Raw genomic sequence first — 22,369 nt, 5'->3', positions numbered from 1 at the left:
ATAGGAAAATATTGCGCGCGGAAGGCATGTAAAGCGCAAGAAAAATAACAAAGCGTCAATATCAAAGCTCTAGCAATTTTACAAAATATTTAAAACTTCACTTCCTGCTAATAAATAAACACCCGCACCATAATCCATATTATGTTCAAACTTCACTTCACGAGGGTTAAATGCAGGAAGTTGAACCCAACCTATCATGCCATTGTCATGAATACAGGTTTGTAATGCCGACCATGCCTTATTTAAAGCAGGAAAATAAATTTCTTTCTCTAATATTCCCTGATTAACGCCCCATGCAAGCCCATAACAAAATAATGCAGTAGCTGAACTTTCTGGCGCAGGAAAATTATCAGGGTCGAGTAAACTGGTTCGCCAAAAACCATCTTCATGTTGATAATCTAGGATAGATGTCGCTAATTCTTTAAACAGTGCAATATAACGTTCACGACCATGATAATCATCAGGCATATATTGAAGGATGCGAGGTATCGAGGCTAAAACCCAACCAATACCACGACTCCAAAATACCTTTTCACCGTTAGCTTCTCGTAATTCATTGCCTTGACCATCAGAAATATAGCGATGGTCGCGGAAAATAAGCCCTGTTTCAGGATCACGTAAATGCTCAATCGCATCCCAATACGCAGTGTGCATATAATCTAAATAACACCGCTCACCCGTAACTTCAGCTAATGCCGCAAATCCAGGAGGCGCCATAAAGAGCGCATCACACCACCACCAATCTTCACGTCCAGGTTTAGGCTCATTGAGCATAATATCGAACGCTTTGATTGTGGACTCAATCACCTCAATTTGTTCAAAAAGCGGGCTAATGGCGAGATAAGCTTGTGTACAAACATGATCATCTGCAAAACGCGCGTTGGGACCTGTTCTAAACCCAGTATGTAAAGTGTAATTAAGTACACCATTAAGATACTCTTCATCTTGCGTTGCTTGCCATGCAGCACTCACACAGCTCCATAAAACACCGCGCTCCCAATCTGTATCTTTAATAAAACGGGTTTTACCACTACGGCGACGAACACTGCGAACTTGATTAGCCGATTGATAGCGATACACTCGCTTCATATTTTGTAACACAAACTCTCTTTGCAAAGCCTCAGTATTAGCGTGTTCCATCCTATTTCTCCATCAAATTAACGAGCTAACCAACCGCCATCAACTGCAATGGTATATCCATTAACATAATCACTGGCTTTAGAAGCCAAGAAAATCGCAGGGCCAGCGACATCTTCTGGTACGCCCCAACGCCCTAACGGAATTCGCTCTAAAATAGCGGCATTACGTTCTTCATCAGCACGTAGGGCGGCAGTGTTATCCGTTGCCATATAACCCGGAGCAATTGCATTGACATTAATATTGTATTGAGATAATTCTGTAGCCAATGCTCGCGTTAATCCCATAACAGCCGATTTACTTGCCGTATAAGAAGGTACACGAATACCGCCTTGATAAGAGAGCATAGACGCTATATTAATTATCTTTCCGCCCGCACCTTGTTTCACAAATTGGCGAGCTACTTTTTGTGATAAAAAGAACAGTGTTTTCTGATTAATATCAATCACATCATCCCAATCTTTTTCACTAAACTCTAAAAGGTCTTCTCGACGAATAATCCCTGCATTATTCACCAAAATATCAATACGCCCCATGACAGAAACGGCTTCATCCACCAGCGTTTGTAATCTATCTTGTTTCATTAAATTTTGTGTAATGTAATGGAAACGACGACCCAATGCTTCAACTTGCTGGCGAGTTTCAGGTGCATCTTGAATACCCACACCCACAATATCTGCACCGGCTTTGGCTAAACCAATAGCCATCCCTTGACCAAGACCTGTATTACATCCTGTGACGATAGCAACTTTGCCACTTAAATCGAATAAATTCATAACAGTAACCTCACAGGTGTGGCTTTATTGCCACACCTTTTTTATAAGTAGGGTAAGAAGAAAATGTAACTATTCGTGGTTATTTCAGATCTTTCATTGCCACATGATCCATATCGTGGAAGACCTGATTTTCACCGACCATTCCCCAAATAAAGGTATAAGAGGCAGACCCCACACCTGAGTGAATTGACCAGCTAGGGCTTATCACTGCTTGCTCATTACGAACTACCAGATGGCGAGTTTCCGTCGGTTCTCCCATATAATGGAAAACCACATTGTCATCTTTCATATCAAAATAGAGATACACTTCCATACGGCGCTCATGAGTATGGCAAGGCATGGTATTCCATAAGCTACCCGGCTCAAGAACCGTCATACCCATTGATAATTGGCAAGTTGGCAATACAGAAGGGTGTAAAAATTTATAAATAGTCCGAACGTTACAATTTTCTGCATTCCCAATTTTTTCTGGCGAGGCTTGTTGTTGCGTTATTTTGCGTGTTGGGTAAGTATGATGAGCTGGTGCGCAATTCATATAAAAACGTGCCGGCGTTTCTACACTGTCACTGGTAAATTCGACACTTTTAGCGCCCATTCCGATATAAATCGCTTCACGAGGACCAATATCAAACACTTCACCATCAACAACTACTTTGCCAGCACCGCCAATATTAATAGCACCTAACTCACGTCGTTCTAAAAAAAAATCAACGCCTAACGCTTTACCTGCCATTAAGGCTAAAGGCAGTATTGTCGGAACAATACCGCCAACAATAATGCGATCTATATGGCTATAAGTGAGATTCATTTCCCCTTCACAGAATAGGTTCTCAATTAGAAACTCCTTGCGAAGTCCTTCTGTATCAAGCCTTTTAGCATGTTCACTATGAATTGGCTGACGAATTTCCATTATAAATACCTCATTTTTACTGATGGGGCATAACTAAAAAATGTTATGCATTATCCCTGGATGCAGAGTAAATATGATTTCCTCTGATAAATGTATCGGTGAGATGAAAACACTCATCCACCACAGCAAAGCTGGCTTGTCGCCCTACTTTGATATATCCCAATTTATCCCCGATACCGAGATACTCGGCGGGGATCGCACTCGCCATTTGTACCGCTTCCCACTCAGGAACATGCGCAAGTTGCACCATATTTCGCAATGCACTATCTAAGCTACAGGTACTCCCAGCCAAAGAGCCATCTGCTGTTTTAGCCTGCCCTTGAGTAACACTCACTGTTTGTGCACCCAGCGTATAATCACCATCAGGCAATCCCCCTGCGCGCATACAATCTGTAATTAACGCAAGTTGTTGGTAGCCTTTCATACGATACGCTAATTGCATCATCACCGGATGAACGTGAATGCCATCGGCAATCAATTCCGCTAATACATCGTGATATAACACAGCACCACAACATCCCGGTTCACGGTGATGTAGTCCTGTCATGCCGTTATACAAATGCACACCACAATCAGCGCCATGCCGAAATGCTTGAGATGCTTGCTCATACGTTGCTGCGGTATGCGCCACACTAGGTTTAATGCCTCGATTGACCAACCAATCAATCGCTTCTATTGAACCTTGTGCTTCTGGCGCAACAGCGACACGCAATAATGTGTCACCTGCACTTTCAAGCAATGTTTCTAACTCTGATATTGTCGGTGCTTTTAGATATTTCACCGGATGAGAGCCTCGATGGCGCTCGGTAAAATAAGGTCCTTCTAAAAAGCTCCCAAGCAACAATGCACCGGACGTTTGTGGCTTTGATAAGAACGTACGTACTTGTGATAATGCATTGCGAATATCATCTATAGGCGCAGTAACCGTTGTTCCAACCCACGCTACAACGCCTGTTTTCACTAAAGCATCAGCAATGGTTTGTAACCCTTGTTTAGTTGCATCCATAACATCCGCACCTTCACGACCATGGATATGGATATCCACAAAACCGGGTAATAACGATTTTCCTTTTAGGCGAATAATGGGGCAATCTGTTGGTGCCTCCGTGGTGATTGATTCAATATTTTCACCCTGAATGCGGACATAACACAGATAACGAATACCGTCAGGCGTAAACGTTCTATCTGCTAAAATGGCATATTGCTGACTCATAAGCCGTCTTCTTCTTGTGCATCATTGATATCTATTTGTGATAATTGCTCACGAATATTTTGAATACTGTCTTGACCAATTTCGCGTAACGTTTGCACTAGCTCTGACGTTGAACACCCTTCTCGTTCAAAAGCCGCATTAACAATCATCGGTAGATTCACCCCGGCTAACACTTCAACAGCAGGGTTCTGCATCATGATTGCCATGGCTCGATTACAAGGGGTTCCTCCGGGTAAATCTGTTAAGAACAGATATTGCTGACATGACATTGAATTAATCGCTTCACGCATTTTTTCTTCAAGTTCATCAGGAGAAATTGACTCAACAAAATCGATAAATGCGATATCTTCTTGCTCGCCAGCAATCGCTTTTACGGCGGATGCCATACCAGAAGCAAAATTAAGATGTCCTGACACAATAAGACCTATCATGAGTAACTCCTTGCGGGCAGCAGAAAGCTCTCCTGCCCGTTTATAGCAAGTTAATAATATATTTCGACTGACAATAACGACGGTGAAAAAGGCTCGCGGTTATAAGAATCCTAATACGTGCCCGATAACACCAAATGCTAGGGTTGAGAAAATCAATACCGGAGGCTTACCCCAAAACCCAGTGCTTTTAACCATTTTGTACATCAGGAAAACTAAGCATAAAGGCAATAAATTCGGCATAATTTTGTCAAAGAGCGCGGTTTGTAATTCAACGACCTTCCCCCCAAGCTCTAACGAGGCGGTAGTTTGCACCTTGATAAAGGTTGCTGAGAGCGCACCAATAACAAAAATACCCATAATATTGGCAGCTTTAGCCATTTTTTCAGTGGCATCGCTCATGTTAACCATCGCCGCAGTACCTGCGCGATAGCCCATAAACATCAGCCCGAAATACACTAAAAAGTGCACAATTTGATATAAGAAAAAGAAAACAAAAGGCCCTGCAATCGACCCTTCCATTGCAATAGAGGCACCCAATGCTAATGTCAAAGGCATTAAGGTCATATGGTCGATAGCATCACCAATCCCTCCTGTTGGCCCCATTCCCGCGACTTTCATCACGTTAACAGTGGATGGCTTTTCTTTGTTTTCTTCCATTGCAACGGCTGTTCCTAACAGGAAGGTAAACAGCTTTGGACTGGCATTAAAAAATTGCAGATGGTTTTTCAGTGATGTCGCATAGTCGCGTTTATTATTCCCGTGAATTTTCTTTAATGCTGGGATAATCGAGAAGGCAAATCCTCCTCCTTGCATACGTTCGAAGTTAAAGTTACCTTCCATAAACAAGCCACGAAATGCACACTTCCAAAGATCACCCTTAGTGATTACTTTTCTGACGGTAGCATCTTGATACTCATCAATGCCATCAATCAAAGAACCCGTTTCTGGTTTATCCTGCGTTTTCAATGCGGTGTTGTTATCAGATACCATCTTCGAAATCCTCATTCTGCTGACTTGTATTTTTGTTGTTACCACTAAAGAAGAAGTAAAGTGCGGCGGCGGACGCCCCTAAAATAGCAACAGCCATAATTGGAAGCTTTAAGTAGGTTGTCATAACGAAACCAATAAAGAACACACCTGCAACTTCTTTTGACCACATAATTTTTAACAACATGGCGAAGCCAATAGCTGGCACCATCTTCGCACCGATACCTAAGCCTTCAAGCAAGACTTTTGGTGTATTGTCATCAATCCACTGAGCAGCATGTTCACCAAAATAAACTGTGACAAAAGCAACTAATGCATAGAGTAATGAACGAACTATAATTGTGATAATCAATAACCGTGAAACACCACCCGCATCGGCTCTTTCTGCGTATCTATCGGCTTTCCCCATAGTGAAAGCGGTCATTGCAAAGAAACCAATCACCAACATTTGCATTAACACTGCAATAGGCATACCAATTCCCATTGCAACTTCTGGTGATTGATTTGTCATCACGGCAAAAGCCACCGCAGCTATCGTACCTAATGTCACATCAGGTGGCTGAGCACCTGCGTTAGGCACAAGGCCTAACCAAGCAAGTTCTAATGTTGCCCCCGCAATTAAACCAACTTGCATATCCCCCATAATCAGGCCAACAACAGGCCCAGTAATTAATGGTCGGTGAATATTTAACGCGACATCATACTTATCGATACCGCAAAAGAAGGCCCATAAAGCCACTAAAGAAGCTTCAAAAATCATAAATAATCCTCAAACCTGCTAATGCAGGTTTTTTTGCTCAGGGAACCATCAAGCTGATGCGAGTGCTAGCACATCAACAGGTGTCTGATCGGGGGTATTTTGAATTGTGCAAGTCACGCCGTTTGCTACAAGGCTTTTAAATGCATCAATATCCGTATCATTGACCGATACGGTTTTTGCGATTTGGCGTTTCCCTTCATGAAAATGCATATTGCCTACATTACAGTGGGTAATAGGCACGCCGCCTTCCACTAAACGAGCAACATCTGTCGGGTTATTACACAAAACAAAAATTTTCTGGCGAGGAGCGGCTTTACTAATTACATCAATCGTTTTTTGAATAGAGAAAAAGCGAACAGCATATTCACCACCTGCTGATGCTTTCATTCCAGCTTGCATGAATGCGGCATTAGGGCCTTCTGCTGCGTCATCATTAGCCACTAAAATCAGGTTTGCTTCAGTATGTTTACCCCAGGTAATGCGGATTTGACCATGGAGTAAACGTTCATCAATGCGGGTCCAGACAATATTCGGTGTGTTCATGATTAGCTCTCTTATTATATTTTATTAATTTAAAGCAGACTGTGTGTCGTCTTTTTTGTATGAGAACGGATAAATTGTGACGCCTTGTACAACACGATTGATTTCTCCTGTCGGAGACGGGTTATCAGGCGTATTCCCTAGTGCAATGGAACTGTGAAATGCGAATGATTGCGCCAACATCAAGTAGGGGAACAATAGCGCCACATCGGAACAGCTCTCTAACGCAGGAATATAAACAAAACTCTCTGGTGAGAAAGCGTTATCATTTCGTGCGGTGATCGCGATCACCTTACCTGATGCATTATCGTGAATAACCTCTCGTAATAAGTCAGTCTCGTATTGACGTGTATAAGGGTCATTAGAGAAAAACATTACCACTAACGTTTCTTTATTGACGATAGACTTAGGTCCATGTCGAAAACCTAATGGGGTATCAAAGCTCGCAACCACTTTACCTGCGGTTAGCTCTAACATTTTTAATGCTGCTTCTTGTGCCAGCCCTTGTAATCCACCACTTCCAAGATAAATTACCCGTTTAAATTTACCGGCGTATTTATCACGAATAACCTGATTAGCTTTATCAAACTGCGCTTTATAGTCACTAAAGAAGGGAGCGATAGATTCACTAAATACGTTTTCACCTAAAAAGAGGGTTACCGCCGCCATCATCATGGATGAAAAGCTAGAGGTCATCGCTAAAGAACGGTCATTTGACTCTTCAGGCATCAATAACGCCAATGCACTGCTGTTTTTTTGACAATATTCATAAAGCTTGCCATTGGGATTACACGTCAGCACCAAGTGATAGCACTGTGATAAACATTCGGTCGCAACATCTAGCGCCGCCACACTTTCCGGGCTATTGCCCGAACGTGCGAAAGAGATTAATAATGTCGGGATATCTTCAGCCAAATATTCTTGTGGATCAGCCACTAAATCGGTTGTTGCAATCGCATCCACTCGACGTTTTGTATGGCCACTTAAAATTGGGGCTAATGCCTTTCCAGCAAAAGCAGAGGTCCCCGCCCCCGTCAGAATAATTCGGGCATGAGGCACTGCAAGTGCTTTATCTAAAAAGGCATCAATTTCAGCACGTTTTTCTTTCACTGACAGCCATGTTTTCTTCCAGCATTCGGGTTGTTGCTCAATTTCTTTCGCAGTCCAAAATGCATTCAGTTGCTCTAATTCAGCGGTCTGATAGCTTAAATATTCCATGGTTTCCCTCAATTAATGGACATAGCACGCATCGGCATACACCGATAACACATCACGAATTTTCGCAATAACAAAAGATTCAGGAGAGCCGTCAATCATACCTTCTCTAAATTGGGTAAATTGATAAGGCAGGTATTGGCTCAATAACGGTAATGGAATAGGTTTAGCGGATAAGTTATCCATTAGTATGTCGATAGCGGCATTAATTTCAGCATCAGGCCAGTAATAGCGAATACGATCACTAAAACTATATACACGAGCAAAGGCTTGTTGACGTTCATCACCATGATAGTATTTTTGCCAAAAGCCCGGTTCACGACACATCAGTTGTTCCATTTTTTCACGCAATTTAGAACACTGTTCTTGCGGAAATAATGTCTCTTCAATTGCGCAAAGTGCATATAAACCTTCACGCATAGCAAATGTGAGCGCAGGCCCAACTTTTAAAATAGCAAAGTGGTCATGAACTAATTGTTGATAAGCCTCTTTAGTTTGATAATCCGTAGAGTGTGCTTCAAAGATAATATGAGGGTAATCATTAACCACTTGGCTTAATGCTTGTGCTTCTTCAGATTGGTAATCAATGATACCGGTATGATCAAATTCAACACCGGGTTGAACAACTAAGCCAATGACCCGCTCCCAACAGTCCGCGACACCCGCCTGTTGAAAAGCTTGGCGATGACATTCTAATGTTTTACGCGCGGCATCTGGCGAAGTCACTTCAACAGTATCAAGCTCTTCAGCTGCACCGCCGGGTACAGGCACTTCCGTACCAACAACATAGACAATATCACTTATATCAAATGTTTCTTTTGCGGTATTTTCTGCGATCACTGCAAGGCGTGCTGCACGAGATGCAACAATCTCATCAGTTAACGGGGAGGGATCGTCAGCACAAGACATACTGCAATCTAGATGGATCTTTTTGAAACCGGCGGCAACATAATGCGCAATTAACACATCTGCATTGGCCATCGCCTCTTTAGCGTTAAGATGCTGCCAACGATTTGGCCCTAAATGGTCTCCGCCAAGGATTAGTTTTTCAACAGGAAAACCGATATTTTCAGCTTGTTCAGTGACATATTGGTAAAAGTCAGCGGGAGTCATTCCCGTATAACCACCAAACTGATCAACCTGGTTAGAGGTGGCTTCAATCAGCAGAAAGGAATCATTATCCAGCGCCTGCAATAGAGCTGCTTCTATTACTAAAGGGTGGGCAGAACAAACAGAATAAATACCATTCTGTTTGCCTGATTTATGTTGCTGAACAATCTTTTCTAAAGGATGCATTTAAATACTAACTCCACAATCAACACCGGCGGTGCTGCTAATGGAGTTAGTAAATTACGATGCCTTATCGTCAACGATAATAAGTTCGATTTTGTGATCTTTCAGTTCCTGAATATACTCTTCAGGAATACCCGAATCGGTCACTAATATATCAATATCACCAAATTCTCTGATCATATGACAACTGCGCTTACTGAATTTCGTAGAATCTGCAACCGCAATAATCGTTTCTGAGATATCACACATTAAACGGTTAAGACTGGCTTCCTGTTCATTATGTGTAGTGATACCAACACGTAAATCGAATCCGTCAACCCCCAGAAAAACCTTATCAAAACGATAATTTCTAAGGCTATTTTCAGCTTGAGAGCCTGAAAAAGACAACGCACTTTTTCGCAATACACCGCCGGTCATTAATACTTCAACACCTGAGGTATTTGCTAACTCCATTGCGACATCCAGACCGTTAGTCATGACCACTACATTTTCACGCGACTTTAAATGCGTCGCGATTTCGCGAGTAGTAGTCCCCGAGTCAAGAATGACGGTGTCTCCATCCTTTATCAGCGTTGCGGCAGCTTTCCCAATTAATGTTTTTATGCCCGCATTTTGTCCACGTTTTTCGTGGATACTCATTTCAGCAATAAATCCCGTATTCGGAATTGCTGCACCATGAGAGCGAACGATATAACCATTTTTCTCAAGAAAACTTAGATCGCTGCGGATAGTGACACTTGAGACTTTAAATAATTCAGCGAGATCTTCGACTCTGGCTTTACCTTGTTGGCTTACCATATCGAAGATTTCCATACGCCTCTCAACTGCCGCTTTCACTTTCGTCTCCTTACGAAACCAAAAGAATAACTTTCGTTTGATTTCGAATGTAGTTTACTACGCTAATTTTAACCGACAATGCAAAAAAACAAAACTTTTGATCTCTTTCACAAAGTTTCGAATCATTGTCGATTGCTTACGATTATTTTCGTGTCATTTCAATCATAGCCTTGAGGCTATCAGTTTCCAATAAATAAAATGATATAACGCAATGCTATACTTATGATTACACCATATATAGCTAGATAAAACACCATAATCTAGATTTAACTCTACTATATTTAAGAAAACACAGACTAAAGCTTCACCACATTCATTTCTTTTCGAAAAACAAATAAAAAAAATAGCTCAAATAGTCAATAGAATATGAAATAGTATCAAATCGAAAGTATTTTAATCGAAGATTCAAGCTCTAGTCTTTCGATAAAACCTTTCATTTACTTTCGTTATTTCGTATTTGTGATTTTAATCTCTTTTGTTTTGATAAAATTTACGTAATGTAACAGGATAAAAAAGAAACTCAGGAAATGACTAATGGCGTTAAATCAACCTGCTTATTTTCATATAATGGCAAAACCCACAAGCTACCACTGTAATATTAAGTGTGAATACTGTTTTTATCTGGAAAAAGAAAATATTTTTCAAGATGACGTTAAAGAAGCAGGCCATACCGTAATGCCTGATGGAGTGCTTCGTCGTTATATTAAAGACTATATCCAGTCACACAGTGGCGATCAGATTGATTTTTCTTGGCAAGGCGGAGAGCCAACGCTTGCAGGATTAGCTTTCTTTGAACAAGTCGTCAAATATCAAAAGTTGTTTGCTAACGGTAAGACAATTACAAACAGTGTACAAACTAATGCGATAGCCATTAATCGCCAATGGGCGAAATTCTTTGCTGATAATCATTTCCTATTAGGGGTTTCAATTGATGGTATTGAAGCGGTTCACGATAAATATCGTATTTCCGTCAATGGAAGTCCTACTTTTGAAAGAGTGAAACGAGCAATTAAGCTACTCAATGAATATGGTGTCGAATTTAATACACTCACCGTTGTTAACGACCAAAACTGGAATAAAGGAAAAGAGACTTATCAAGCCTTAAAAGCGTTAGGTTCAACCTTCTTTCAATTTATTCCCATTGTTGAAGTCGATAGGCGCTTTCCTCATACTCACGGTGGACATTACGCGCCAGGCCCCAATGCACAATTAGCACCATTTTCTGTTCCAGCTGAAGGCTACGGACAATTTATGGCTGAAGTATTTGATGAATGGGTACGACAAGGCGATATCGGGAAAATCTATATTCGCTTATTTGATAGTTTATTAGGCACATGGATGGGCTATCCCGCATCAACCTGTATTCAATCTAAAACTTGTGGTCAGGCATTGATCATTGAAGCCAATGGCGATGTTTATTCTTGTGATCACTATGTTTACCCTGCTAATAATTTAGGCAATATCCACCAAAATAGTCTCGCGCGTTTAGTGACGTCAAAACAACAACAACGCTTTGGTCAAAATAAATACGATAAACAAACCAATCTTTGTAAACAGTGTGAAGTACAAAGCTTATGTTATGGCGGTTGCCCAAAACATCGCATTGTTGCTATTGAAGGCGAAAAACATCGTCATAACTATCTCTGTCGCTCTTATAAAAAAATATTTCATCATACCGCGATAGGCATGCAATTAATGCAACAAGCGATTTCGCAAGGAGGACTCGCCAGTGATGCGCTTCCTGCGATGAAAAGAAATTATCAAAAATAACCTGATTTTTATTTTATCTTATTTATTCTGGAGACAATCCGTGACCTTACCTTTTGTTAAAAAAAGCTTATTCGCGGGGCTAATTGCTACGTCCTGCTTAAGTATCCCAATCTCTGCCAATGCAGGTGGCACACCTGAAAAGCCAAATATTTTACTCATAGTGATGGATGATTTAGGAACAGGGCAACTTGATTTTGTACTGGATACTTTAGATGTTGATGCATTAGCACAAAGACCTACACCGCCACGTTATGAAGGCGACATCAATAAAATGGTTGAAGCCGCACGCATTGCAATGCCAAATGTCAGTGAAATGGCAATAAATGGTGCCAAAATGACTAATGCATTTGTTGCTCATCCTGTTTGTGGCCCTTCTCGAGCCGGTATTTTTACGGGGCGTTCTCCTGCAAGCTTTGGTACTTACAGTAATGATGATGCCATCTTAGGGATCCCACAAGATATCAAGCTATTGCCTGCACTTTTCCAAGAAAATGGCTATGCCACTGCTAGTATTGGAAAATGGCATAATGCAAAGGTGATCCGCAAACCGAAAATTAATGAAAGTAAGCAAACTCGCGATTATCACGACAATATGATCTCAACACCAGAAGCGGGCTATGCCCCCCATGAACGTGGTTTCGATTACGACTTTAGCTATTATGCATCAGGTGTAGCGTTATGGAATTCACCTGCATTTTGGCGTAATGGGGTCAATGTTCCAGCGCCGGGCTACACGACACATCTTTTAACAGATGAAACATTAAAGTTTATTGATGAACATAAAGATAAACCATTCTTTATTAACCTCTCCTATAGCGTTCCCCATATTCCGTTGGAGCAAGCTTCACCTGCTAAATATATGGAAAAATTTAATACAGGTAATGTTGAAGCAGATAAATACTTTGCTGCTTTAAATGCCGCCGATGAAGGGATTGGTCAAATTCTTGCGAAACTAAAAGCAAACGGTGAGCTAGAAAATACACTTATCTTTTTCTTATCAGATAATGGCGCAGTTAATGAATCACCAATGCCAATGAATGCGATGGACAGAGGTTTTAAAGGACAAATGTTTAATGGTGGGGTCAGAGTACCTTTTATTGCCTATCAACCCGGCACTATTCCAGCAGGTACAAAAAGTGATGAGATGATCTCCGCACTTGATATTTTACCAACTGCACTACAAACAGCAGGTATTACTGTTCCTGACAATCTAAATGTTGAAGGGAAAAACATCATGCCTTTACTCAAAGGTGAAACAACAAAATCTCCTCATCATTATCTTTATTGGGCAGGTCCTGGCACTAAACATTACAGTGAAGAAAACCAAGAGTTTTGGCATGGATATCATCAATGGATAACCTATCAACGTAAAACACCGCCTACAAATCCCAATTTAGAAAAACTCTCTAAAGGTGCTTGGGCTGTACGTGACGGTGAATGGGCACTTTATTTTTATGATGATGGGAAAAATCAGCCTCAACTTTTTAACGATAAAAACGATCCGGCTGAATCAATTGATCTTGCCAAACAAAATCCACAAAAAGTGACAGAGCTAAAAAATGCATATTACCAGTGGATCAAAGATAAGCCAAAGCCCGTTCTTTGGGGACAAGATCACTATCAAATATTAGTGGATTCTGCAAAACCTTAATATTCAACTTCCGTTTTGTTTCGCAAGGACGCGTCTTTTTTCTGAGATACGAAAATGGCTATTAAAATTGCATCTTCAGCACGTCCCAAACTCCCTTATGAGCACCCAAACGTAGAAATCTACCAACGCTTATTTAAGGAAAACATTATTCGACGATTAGTCAGAAAATCGGCTTATCGTCGCTATGATAAAACGATCACTGATTTTTTTAATGATGAAAATCAGTCGCTTTTCTCTTTATGCGAAATGTTGACACAGTATGTCACTCAGGCTTTTCATCATTATCAAGTCTGGGGTTACTCCCATGCTTATTATCCTGGTAGCCCTGGACAACAAACCGTCAGAACAGATGCCCTTGAAGGAGTGAGTCGAGTTCTTCCTTTATTGGCAGCATGGATTGTCAGTAGCAAAAAAAGCACCTTGATGGGTTTAAACCAGCAAGTATTTAATTTGCCCTTAATGATCAAACAAAGCTTTATTCATGGCACTGATCCGCTTCATAAAGGATATTGGGGAAAACTTGAAAATTACGATCAGCGAATTTGTGAGGCAGCAGATTTAGCACTGACTCTTTGGATAAGCCGTGAATGGGTTTGGGATACATTAACACCCGCAATACAACAACAAATTATTGCTTGGTTTGAACAAGTTAATCACTGTGAAATTGTTGATAATAATTGGCATTTCTTTCCTCTTACCGTTCAATTTGTTATTAAATCACTCACAGGAAAAGACACCATTGCCCATTGGCGTTATGAACGATTAAAAGAGTTTTATGTTGGTGATGGATGGTTTCGTGATGGAGCAAAAGGTAATTATGATTACTACAATGCGTGGGGTTTTTACTATTCATTGTATTGGTTAGCGCAAATTGATCCTCAATTTGATACGGCATTTATTACTCAATCACTTAATACTTTTAATCAACATTACCTTTATTTTATGACCCCAAAAGGTATTCCTTTTTTTGGTCGTAGTGCCTGTTATCGGCTTGCTGTTTCAGCGCCATTATTGGCTGGTGTCGATTTACATTGCCCTTCAGTAAAAGTCGGTGAAGCCAAGCGTGCCTTTGAAAGCAGTTTGCGTTATTTTATTTCTCAAGGTGCATTAAAAAATGGTGCACCAACACAAGGATTGTTTACGTACGATCCTCGTTTGGTGGATAACTACAGCGGCCCTGCCAGCAGTTTTTGGTCATTACGTGCCGTCATTATCGCGCTTTATTGTGCCGATCGTATCAATTTATGGCAAACACCTTCGCTTCCTTTACCCATAGAAAAAGATAACTTTCGTTTCGAAATTCCTGCGATTCAAGCTTTAGTCACTGGAGTAAAAGCAACGCAAGAGGTAACCGTTATTTTTTGCGAAGATTATACCACTCAGCAAACGCCATTAACTCGCCGTTTAGAAAAACAAACTGTAGTACAAAAAGTCACTGAAACCATGATAGGCCAGTCAAGACGACCTAAGAATAATTTATTACGCAAAGGGATCACCAGTTATAGTTCTAAAATGGCGCATTTTTTCTAATCACCTTTCATTTACTTTCAGTGCGAAGGGGATAAAAATGTGATTTAGATCTTTTACCTTTCTATTTCTTTCGTTTATTATAATTCGTAATTAAACGAAAGATGAGAGGCAAATATGTATCTGGTTTCTACTCGTAATATGCTCAATAAAGCACAGCGTGAAAATTATGCTGTGCCTGCTTTTAATATTCATAACTTGGAAACCATTCAAGTTGTGATGGAAACAGCCGCTGAGATGGCATCTCCTGTTATCTTAGCGGGTACACCAAGCACATTTGCTTATGCCGGCAGTGATTATTTGATCTCTATTTGTCGGCAGGCTGCAGAACAATACCGCATTCCCGTTGCTCTACATTTAGATCACCATGAAGATATTCCTGATATTTGCCATAAAGTTATTTCAGGTGTGCGATCTGCCATGATCGATGCTTCTCATTTTCAGTTTGAAGAAAATATTCGTATTGTTAAAGAAGTGGTTAATTTCTGTCATCACTGGGATTGCACTGTAGAAGCTGAATTAGGTCGCTTAGGTGGACAGGAAGACGATTTAATCGTTGATGCTAAAGATGCCCTATTCACCGATCCTGATTCAGCAGTACAATTTATCAAAGCAACGGGCATTGATTCATTGGCTGTTGCAATCGGTACAGCGCATGGCATGTATAAACATGAACCTCATCTTGATTTTGATCGTTTAGAGATTATTCGCCAAAAAACTGATATTCCTTTAGTGCTTCACGGCGCATCAGGTATCCCTGATGCAGATGTTCGCCGTTGTATCGATTTAGGTATTTGCAAAGTCAACGTTGCAACCGAACTTAAAATTGCTTTCTCAAATGCAATTAAACAGTACTTCTTGGATAACCCTGACGCAAGTGATCCTCGTCATTACCTTGTGCCGGGCAAAGCCGCAATGAAAGCCGTGGTTGCAGATAAAATTCGTGTCTGTAAAAGTGATGGGAAACTGTGAAAACAAAGAGAACTGTCGCCATTATTGGCGAATGTATGATAGAGCTGAGTGGCCAACCTTTTTTGCCACAACAACAGCGTTTTGGCGGTGATACGCTAAATACCGCGCTGTATTTATCTCGACTTATTCCTACATTGCATCCACGCTATATGACAAGTTTAGGCACTGATACTTACAGTGTCTTAATGCAAAAAGCGTGGGAAAATGAAGGAATAAATTGCCAATCTGTTATTACTATTCCCGAAAAGCTTCCAGGTCTATATGCCATTGAAATTGATGCTAATGGAGAGCGAAGTTTCCATTATTGGCGTAATAATTCAGCTGCACGTTATATGGCGACAAATAGCCAATTTTCAGCCCATCTAAATGCACTGCCTGAGCATAGTGTGATTTACCTCAGCGGGATTTCTCTTGCTATTTTAACGCCTGAAGGGAAAGAGGCTCTACTCACACAATTAACCCACCTTAAACAACGTGGGATCACCTTAATTGTGGATTCAAATTATCGGCCGCGTTTATGGGATTCAATACCTCATGCACAAGCGTGGTTTGAAAAACTGTACAGACTTAGCGATATCGCTTTAGTTACGGGCGATGATGAACAGATGTTGTGGCAACAACCTACTTTGACAGAACAAGACATTGCACAACACCTCCACCAGTGGGGTAATCAGAATGTGATTGTCAAACTGGGGGCTAATGGTGCTTTTTGGTCTGATAGCAAAAATATGGGTTATATTTCACCAAAACCGATTAAGCCAGTTATTGATACCACCGCAGCAGGCGACTCATTTAATGCTGGCTTTATTGCTGCTTGGTTACAAAACCACAGCTTATCAACCTGCTGTTTATGGGGAAATACATTAGCTGGGCTCGTTATTCAACACCACGGCGCCATTATTCCTCATGAAGTCACCGATTCATTCTACACACATATCAAGGATAACCATGACGCAGTCAATTGTTGATACACTTTCCTCACTGAAAGTGATCCCCGTGATCCAAATTAATCGCGCTGAAGATGCAATCTGGCTGGGTGAACTACTAACCCAAAATCAGCTCCCTGTTGCTGAAATTACCTTTCGCACGCCAGCGGCAGCTAAAGCCATTAAGTTAATGCATACACACTTTCCTGAATTGATTTTATGTGCGGGCACAGTATTAACGACACAACAAGCAGATATGGCAAAAGAAGCGGGTGCAAGCTTTGTTATTTCTCCAGGCTACAACCCAAGTACCGTTGATTACTGCCTTAATAACGGCATTGATATTGTGCCGGGTATTAATAACCCAAGCCAAGTTGAAGTTGCACTTGAAAGAGGCCTAACCTTACTTAAATTCTTCCCTGCAGAAGCCTCTGGCGGCATAAAAATGCTAAAAGCACTCGCTGCACCTTATGCTCAGGTTCAGTTTATGCCAACCGGTGGCATTAGCTTAAATAACGTCAGTGATTATCTTGCTATCCCACAAGTGATCGCTTGTGGCGGAAGTTGGATCGCCACAGCAGAGGCGATTGATAAGCAAGATAAAGAGGCTATTGCTAATCATATTCAAAGTATCCACTCATTACTAAAAGCAAATAAGGGATAAACAAAATGAAACAGGTTGCCGTTTTATTAGCAGATGGGTTTGAAGAAGGCGAAGCCGTTGTTTTTATTGATATCATGCGTCGCCTTGATATTCATGTTGATGTGCTTTCTTGTATGGATACCTTGGCATTAAATACCTATTTTGAAACTAAAATCAGTGCTGATTTTCTATTAACTGAAAAGCTGACACACAGTTATGACGCAATAATGATGCCGGGCGGCCCTAAGGGCACCGATCGTTTATGTGCTAGCCAACAAGTGATTAGCTTTATCAAACGCCATATTGCTGAAGATAAATATATTTGCGCGCTGTGCTCTTCTGGAGCCAAAGTATTAGCGGCACATCATCTCCTTGAAGGCCGTAATTACAGTACTGGCGATAAACTGGCGGACAAATATGATGATGGTCATTATCTTGATCAAGATGTCGTTGTCGATGGAAAATTTATCAGTGCAAAAGGATTAGGGGTAAGTTTTGAATTTGCCTTTACGGTGGCTCGTCATTTATTAAGCGACAATACAGAAAAAGTCGATTGGCAAGCTAATCATATTTATTTCAAACACTGGCCATTAGACTACCTAAAATAGCTAAATTAGTTATTTATGAATAGCGATATAAAGGGGATTAGCTCCCCTTTATATTTTCATATTAAATAACGATAAATCAATATACCGAAATTATTTATGTTTAAATGCATGAGGCTCAGAATAGTGCCACAATTTATCCCAATACTCTTTAATAAAAGTACTTACTGCTTCTTCACCTTCAACAAGATAGTTAAATTCTGATAAATACCCTGGGTACATATTATCTGAACCAACAATATACAATTCATCATCGATAATAGTCACTTTTGCGTGATTCCCTGGTGCAGGAGCGACTTTAGGATAAATACCACTCGCATTAACTAATGACCAGAACGGATGTCCAATATCACCTTTTTTAGGGGGATCTTCACTCAGTGGCGCTTCTTTTAGTGTGGCTGTATAAGATGATTCATCTGCATCAGGCCATTTATAAGTTTTACCTTCGAGTTGTCGTGCTTTTGGTACTTTATCGGTAAAAAAGAATGGCGCAATTTTAATACGACGCAACGCTGACTCACGAATTTTATCGGGATCGGGAATAATTGTGTCTGTATCAATGTCATGTGTTAGGTAATATTTAAATAACTCAAAGGTTCTTTGAGCACCAGAACCAAATGAATATTGGTCACCGTTAGCACCCGCTGCGGCATCTAAAGGTGAAACCACAATTTCAACTTCTAACTCTGGATTTTTCAATAACGCTTCAATGATCCAATGACAGACTGGGTGATCTTTCCATTTTTTCTTCCATGCGCTTACAACATCTTGCTGAGACATACGGATTTTTTTCTTCGCATTTTTTATAAGATATTCCTTCATCTTTTCGGAACCTTTCTTATAATCAACCCGCATATCAGCGCCTTCCCAATACTTTCCTACAGAGAAAATACGATCTGTTTTGAAAAAGCCTTCATCCGGCGATTTAGCTAAGTTTTCTTCATTTATCTTTTTAATTTCTTTCAGAATACTTTTCTTCGTTAATGGGTCAGCAATTTTATAATTTGCTTTTTTGTCAACCCATTCATTTTTTTTACTATCAAAATATTCTTTTGTGATTAAATCTTTACCTACATCCCACATATTATTTAAAAATAATTGGGAATGAAGTGCTGATTCACCAACCACTTTAACAGATACATCATGCACTGGTGGATAGCTTTTAAAAAGATCCATATTTAAATTATGACCACCAACAAAAGCTTCGCAACCATCAACAGCAATAATTTTAGTATGATTCCATGTCATTCGAGTATCTAATTCAGAAATAAAGTCTTCAGGTAATACTTTTTTTTCTAAAGAAACTTTTAAACCATCAATAATACGGTAAAAGCGACCAATCCAAATATCTGGAATACATTCCCAATATTTCCCACGCTCTTTAATCAATTCAATAAGATCTTTTTTCAATGCTAAATATTCGGGTGTTCCACTAAAATAATATTTTACACCGTTTAATAAAACTGTTGGTGTTTGTGCAAATAAAAATCGAATTTGCGTGCGTTCTTTACGCCCTTTCTTTTCAGAAAAAGATTTATCAATTGCAGCAAGAATAATTTTACGCCACTCTTCATCAGGGGCATTAAGTGATGAAATATCACAGCGATACAACATTTTATCTAAGATAGATGTAATAGCCTGTTCAAACTCAGCCTCACGCTCTATCGCTTTTGGCATAATTTCTTTACCAAATGGCATTCCCCATACATGAGGCGTGTCAAAAATCTTCACATAGTTATTTTCTGATGTTTCATTGAAGAAACCTTTTAATTCTGTTTTTAATCCATCAATAAGTTTCATAATATTCCTTTATTTTATAAACAGGAAGGCCATGTTATTTAAATAAATATTTAAATAATTAGCTTTTCAATTAATATAGATAAAATGTTTTAATTCCCATAAAAACATGATTTATCAGACATATGATAATTTGATATAATTTTAATCATTTCTACATAATACTTACTCACTTCTTTTTTCATTAAAAATAAAAAAGACCAATACCTTATATTTTAGGTATCATTAATAATAAAACAATTCTTATTTAGAATAGTAATGTGATAATAAATAATTGTTATTATCAAACTATAAAAATAGTTAAATCTATATTTATTGATCTATAAATGACTCCTTATAAATTATCATTTATCAGCTTGTTTTCTTTTAAATATATTATTTAACAGGTATAGCTGTATTAAATAACAGGTTTGTCTGTTTTTCAAATACAGTTTTACCTGTATTATTTTTAGCAGGAGGAAACATGAGTCTTGCAAATAGAGTTAAATCCAGAAGAGATGCCTTAGGGCTTACTCAGGCTGAAGCCGCAGAAAAAGCAGGCATCCGACAGCAGTCATGGGCCTCAATAGAAGATGGCTCAACAAAAAAACCTCGTAATATTATTAGTATTGCAAGAGCGTTAGAGTGTGATGCGGGTTGGCTAATGATGGGTGATAATATTCAGTCTATTCATGATATCAATACGAGAAAGTTGCCCTTGATAAGTTACGTTCAAGCTGGAAATTTAGCACATAGCGTTCCTATTACAGACTGTGATGGCGAGTTTGAATATATTCTGACAGATCAAGAACTTTCACAAAGTGCTTTTGCATTAAAAATAGAAGGAGACTCAATGGAACCTGATTTTAAATCAGGAGATGTAATCATTGTCGATCCTGAGATAAAACCACATCCGGGTGAATTTATTGTTGCTGCTAATCATGAAAGAGAGGCAACATTTAAAAAATACAGACCCACTCGCATTGATGCAAATAGTAATGAACATTTTGAACTTGTACCATTAAATAGTGATTATCCAACAATTAGCAGTGAAAATACGCCATTAATGATCATTGGCACGATGATTGAGCATCGCATTTATCGTCGTAAACGATAACTATTATTCCCAAAAAATCTCCCCAATAATAACTAGCCTCTGTTATTGGGGTTGATCTCAAAAAAAAACAGTTTTATCTGTTTAATACTTTTGTCATAGATTTAGCGATAAATAATCTTGAACCCCATTATTGTCTAGACTTTTCCTTCACGTATTTTTTCTTCTGTTTAGTAATAGCGCCCATAAACAGAAAACAGTTAAATACCATGTAATATGTTGTCATTATCCGCAATATCCCATTGAATATCATTATCGACATACGCGTAGTTATCACTCCCCCAATATTTTTTTCATTACTCATTAATGTCTGACTCATTAGATTCAAAGTGATTTACGCTCATATCTCTTCATTATTTAACTGACATTCTTATTTCTTTATTCTTTACTCTTAATTACTTACCCAGATAAACTAGAAAAAAAGTTATAGTATCTAAGGTTGATTATTAAAGATATGTTCTATGTACAAATACTGAGTAAGGATCTTTTTTACAACCCATAACAGAATAATATAAACATTTAAATTGTAATTATTATATAAATACTCAAAATATAAATAAATACAGAAATATAAAACTAATAAATTATTTACTCATTTTAGTTGTTACATTTTATTTTTAGAGATACTTCTTAAAATCATTAAGATAAATTGATTTATTTAAAATTATTTAATATAAGTAATCACACCTTAAGTTAAATTTCTTGGTAGTGAATTTACTTATTATTACCACTCTCAAGAGATCCTTTATTCGTTTTAATACAAGGATTTTATTATGTCAGATAGTTTTCAAAATGAAGTGCCTAAAGCTCGGGTAAATATAAAACTCGACTTACACACAGGTGGCGCGCAGAAAAAAGTAGAGTTGCCTTTAAAACTATTGGCCATTGGTGATTACAGTAATGGAAAGGATAAACGTGTTCTTTCTGAACGAGAAAAAGTCAATATTAATAAAAATAACTTTAATAGTGTTCTCGCCGAATTATCCCCTTCAGTCAACCTTACCGTAAAAAACACATTAGCAAATGATGGAAGTGAAGAAGGCATCAACTTGTCATTTAAAGAGATGGCAGATTTTGAACCAGAGCAAGTTGCTCGCCAAATTCCTCAATTACGAGCCATGTTAGCCATGCGTAATCTCTTACGCGATTTGAAATCAAACCTCCTTGATAACATCACTTTTCGTCGTGAACTCGAAAATATTCTTAAAGATCCCGCATTAAGTGATGAATTACGCGAAGAGCTCTCTCAACTCGCACCGAAAAAAGACTAATTGGGTTTTATCATT

At 39.3% G+C, this 22,369-nt stretch carries 21 protein-coding genes; 9 read left to right on the top strand and 12 right to left on the bottom strand.

Going from position 1 to position 22,369, the window contains the following annotated elements; genetic code table 11:
- Positions 1-78 precede the first annotated feature (78 nt).
- The 11 genes from INT04_RS02790 to agaR form a co-directional block, all read right to left on the bottom strand.
- Positions 79-1,140, bottom strand: coding sequence for a glycoside hydrolase family 105 protein (locus INT04_RS02790; RefSeq protein WP_193014638.1), 1,062 nt, complete (start codon positions 1,138-1,140; stop codon positions 79-81).
- A 17-nt stretch (positions 1,141-1,157) separates the two neighbouring features.
- Positions 1,158-1,913 (bottom strand): 2-dehydro-3-deoxy-D-gluconate 5-dehydrogenase KduD, encoded by a 756-nt coding sequence (gene kduD, locus INT04_RS02785; RefSeq protein WP_193014637.1) that lies wholly within the window; start codon positions 1,911-1,913, stop codon positions 1,158-1,160.
- A 79-nt stretch (positions 1,914-1,992) separates the two neighbouring features.
- Positions 1,993-2,823, bottom strand: a complete 831-nt coding sequence (gene kduI, locus INT04_RS02780) for a 5-dehydro-4-deoxy-D-glucuronate isomerase (RefSeq protein WP_193014636.1) — start codon at positions 2,821-2,823, stop codon at positions 1,993-1,995.
- A gap of 43 nt (positions 2,824-2,866) precedes the next feature.
- Complete coding sequence (gene nagA / locus INT04_RS02775) at positions 2,867-4,036, bottom strand: N-acetylglucosamine-6-phosphate deacetylase (protein WP_193014635.1); 1,170 nt, start codon at positions 4,034-4,036, stop codon at positions 2,867-2,869.
- Complete coding sequence (gene agaF / locus INT04_RS02770) at positions 4,033-4,467, bottom strand: PTS galactosamine/N-acetylgalactosamine transporter subunit IIA (RefSeq protein WP_193014634.1); 435 nt, start codon at positions 4,465-4,467, stop codon at positions 4,033-4,035. Before agaF ends, nagA begins: the two co-directional genes overlap by 4 nt.
- 99 nt (positions 4,468-4,566) lie before the next feature.
- Entirely contained in the window at positions 4,567-5,457 is an 891-nt protein-coding gene (locus tag INT04_RS02765) for a PTS system mannose/fructose/sorbose family transporter subunit IID (protein ID WP_193014633.1), read from the bottom strand.
- The gene (agaW, locus tag INT04_RS02760; RefSeq protein WP_069367637.1) at positions 5,447-6,214 is read right to left on the bottom strand and encodes a PTS N-acetylgalactosamine transporter subunit IIC; all 768 of its coding nucleotides are present in this window, start codon (positions 6,212-6,214) and stop codon (positions 5,447-5,449) included. Before agaW ends, INT04_RS02765 begins: the two co-directional genes overlap by 11 nt.
- A gap of 48 nt (positions 6,215-6,262) precedes the next feature.
- Positions 6,263-6,757, bottom strand: coding sequence for a PTS N-acetylgalactosamine transporter subunit IIB (agaV, locus tag INT04_RS02755; protein WP_193014632.1), 495 nt, complete (start codon positions 6,755-6,757; stop codon positions 6,263-6,265).
- 24 nt (positions 6,758-6,781) lie between these two features.
- A complete protein-coding gene (locus INT04_RS02750) occupies positions 6,782-7,972 on the bottom strand; it encodes an SIS domain-containing protein (RefSeq protein ID WP_193014631.1) in 1,191 nt (396 codons plus the stop codon).
- Positions 7,973-7,984: 12 nt separating this feature from the next.
- Positions 7,985-9,265, bottom strand: coding sequence for a tagatose-bisphosphate aldolase subunit KbaZ (gene kbaZ, locus INT04_RS02745; protein WP_193014630.1), 1,281 nt, complete (start codon positions 9,263-9,265; stop codon positions 7,985-7,987).
- Between the two features lie 54 nt (positions 9,266-9,319).
- Complete coding sequence (agaR, locus tag INT04_RS02740) at positions 9,320-10,099, bottom strand: transcriptional repressor AgaR (RefSeq protein ID WP_193014629.1); 780 nt, start codon at positions 10,097-10,099, stop codon at positions 9,320-9,322.
- 534 nt (positions 10,100-10,633) lie between these two features.
- Here agaR and INT04_RS02735 point away from each other — a divergent pair.
- From INT04_RS02735 to INT04_RS02705, 7 genes are all read left to right on the top strand, one after another.
- Positions 10,634-11,869, top strand: a complete 1,236-nt coding sequence (locus INT04_RS02735; RefSeq protein ID WP_193014628.1) for an anaerobic sulfatase maturase — start codon at positions 10,634-10,636, stop codon at positions 11,867-11,869.
- Positions 11,870-11,909: 40 nt separating this feature from the next.
- Complete coding sequence (locus tag INT04_RS02730; RefSeq protein WP_193014627.1) at positions 11,910-13,520, top strand: sulfatase; 1,611 nt, start codon at positions 11,910-11,912, stop codon at positions 13,518-13,520.
- Positions 13,521-13,574: 54 nt separating this feature from the next.
- The gene (locus tag INT04_RS02725; protein WP_193014626.1) at positions 13,575-15,050 is read left to right on the top strand and encodes a DUF2264 domain-containing protein; all 1,476 of its coding nucleotides are present in this window, start codon (positions 13,575-13,577) and stop codon (positions 15,048-15,050) included.
- A gap of 114 nt (positions 15,051-15,164) precedes the next feature.
- Positions 15,165-16,019, top strand: coding sequence for a tagatose bisphosphate family class II aldolase (locus tag INT04_RS02720; RefSeq protein WP_193014625.1), 855 nt, complete (start codon positions 15,165-15,167; stop codon positions 16,017-16,019).
- Complete coding sequence (locus INT04_RS02715) at positions 16,016-16,987, top strand: sugar kinase (RefSeq protein WP_193014624.1); 972 nt, start codon at positions 16,016-16,018, stop codon at positions 16,985-16,987. The genes INT04_RS02720 and INT04_RS02715 overlap by 4 nt, the downstream gene beginning before the upstream one ends.
- Positions 16,968-17,609, top strand: coding sequence for a bifunctional 4-hydroxy-2-oxoglutarate aldolase/2-dehydro-3-deoxy-phosphogluconate aldolase (locus INT04_RS02710; RefSeq protein WP_193014623.1), 642 nt, complete (start codon positions 16,968-16,970; stop codon positions 17,607-17,609). The genes INT04_RS02715 and INT04_RS02710 overlap by 20 nt, the downstream gene beginning before the upstream one ends.
- A 5-nt stretch (positions 17,610-17,614) precedes the next feature.
- On the top strand, positions 17,615-18,196 hold the full coding sequence (locus tag INT04_RS02705; RefSeq protein WP_193014622.1) for a DJ-1/PfpI family protein: 582 nt from the start codon (positions 17,615-17,617) through the stop codon (positions 18,194-18,196).
- A 90-nt stretch (positions 18,197-18,286) separates the two neighbouring features.
- Here INT04_RS02705 and INT04_RS02700 read toward each other — a convergent pair whose 3' ends face one another.
- On the bottom strand, positions 18,287-19,993 hold the full coding sequence (locus INT04_RS02700) for a phospholipase (RefSeq protein WP_193014621.1): 1,707 nt from the start codon (positions 19,991-19,993) through the stop codon (positions 18,287-18,289).
- 460 nt (positions 19,994-20,453) lie between these two features.
- On the opposite strand from INT04_RS02700, the gene INT04_RS02695 reads away from it, so the two are divergent.
- Positions 20,454-21,086: a LexA family protein gene (locus tag INT04_RS02695; RefSeq protein ID WP_193014620.1), complete on the top strand. Its 633-nt coding sequence runs from the start codon at positions 20,454-20,456 to the stop codon at positions 21,084-21,086.
- Between the two features lie 770 nt (positions 21,087-21,856).
- Entirely contained in the window at positions 21,857-22,354 is a 498-nt protein-coding gene (gene tssB / locus INT04_RS02690; protein WP_193014619.1) for a type VI secretion system contractile sheath small subunit, read from the top strand.
- Positions 22,355-22,369 lie beyond the last annotated feature (15 nt).

It is taken from the genome of Proteus sp. FME41 (assembly GCF_014897315.1).
GTDB lineage: Bacteria > Pseudomonadota > Gammaproteobacteria > Enterobacterales > Enterobacteriaceae > Proteus.
The sequence above is the reverse complement of the archived record's forward strand: the minus strand, read 5'-3'. Positions and strand labels throughout refer to the sequence as shown.

Bases quoted from the DNA above. Each gene is read 5' to 3' on its own strand.
- INT04_RS02790 (WP_193014638.1), bottom strand. From the start codon at position 1,140: ATGGAACACGCTAATACTGAGGCTTTGCAAAGAGAGTTTGTGTTACAA.
- kduD (WP_193014637.1), bottom strand. From the start codon at position 1,913: ATGAATTTATTCGATTTAAGTGGCAAAGTTGCTATCGTCACAGGATGT.
- kduI (WP_193014636.1), bottom strand. From the start codon at position 2,823: ATGGAAATTCGTCAGCCAATTCATAGTGAACATGCTAAAAGGCTTGAT.
- nagA (WP_193014635.1), bottom strand. From the start codon at position 4,036: ATGAGTCAGCAATATGCCATTTTAGCAGATAGAACGTTTACGCCTGAC.
- agaF (WP_193014634.1), bottom strand. From the start codon at position 4,467: ATGATAGGTCTTATTGTGTCAGGACATCTTAATTTTGCTTCTGGTATG.
- INT04_RS02765 (WP_193014633.1), bottom strand. From the start codon at position 5,457: ATGGTATCTGATAACAACACCGCATTGAAAACGCAGGATAAACCAGAA.
- agaW (WP_069367637.1), bottom strand. From the start codon at position 6,214: ATGATTTTTGAAGCTTCTTTAGTGGCTTTATGGGCCTTCTTTTGCGGT.
- agaV (WP_193014632.1), bottom strand. From the start codon at position 6,757: ATGAACACACCGAATATTGTCTGGACCCGCATTGATGAACGTTTACTC.
- INT04_RS02750 (WP_193014631.1), bottom strand. From the start codon at position 7,972: ATGGAATATTTAAGCTATCAGACCGCTGAATTAGAGCAACTGAATGCA.
- kbaZ (WP_193014630.1), bottom strand. From the start codon at position 9,265: ATGCATCCTTTAGAAAAGATTGTTCAGCAACATAAATCAGGCAAACAG.
- INT04_RS02735 (WP_193014628.1), top strand. From the start codon at position 10,634: ATGGCGTTAAATCAACCTGCTTATTTTCATATAATGGCAAAACCCACA.
- INT04_RS02725 (WP_193014626.1), top strand. From the start codon at position 13,575: ATGGCTATTAAAATTGCATCTTCAGCACGTCCCAAACTCCCTTATGAG.
- INT04_RS02720 (WP_193014625.1), top strand. From the start codon at position 15,165: ATGTATCTGGTTTCTACTCGTAATATGCTCAATAAAGCACAGCGTGAA.
- INT04_RS02710 (WP_193014623.1), top strand. From the start codon at position 16,968: ATGACGCAGTCAATTGTTGATACACTTTCCTCACTGAAAGTGATCCCC.
- INT04_RS02705 (WP_193014622.1), top strand. From the start codon at position 17,615: ATGAAACAGGTTGCCGTTTTATTAGCAGATGGGTTTGAAGAAGGCGAA.
- INT04_RS02700 (WP_193014621.1), bottom strand. From the start codon at position 19,993: ATGAAACTTATTGATGGATTAAAAACAGAATTAAAAGGTTTCTTCAAT.
- INT04_RS02695 (WP_193014620.1), top strand. From the start codon at position 20,454: ATGAGTCTTGCAAATAGAGTTAAATCCAGAAGAGATGCCTTAGGGCTT.
- tssB (WP_193014619.1), top strand. From the start codon at position 21,857: ATGTCAGATAGTTTTCAAAATGAAGTGCCTAAAGCTCGGGTAAATATA.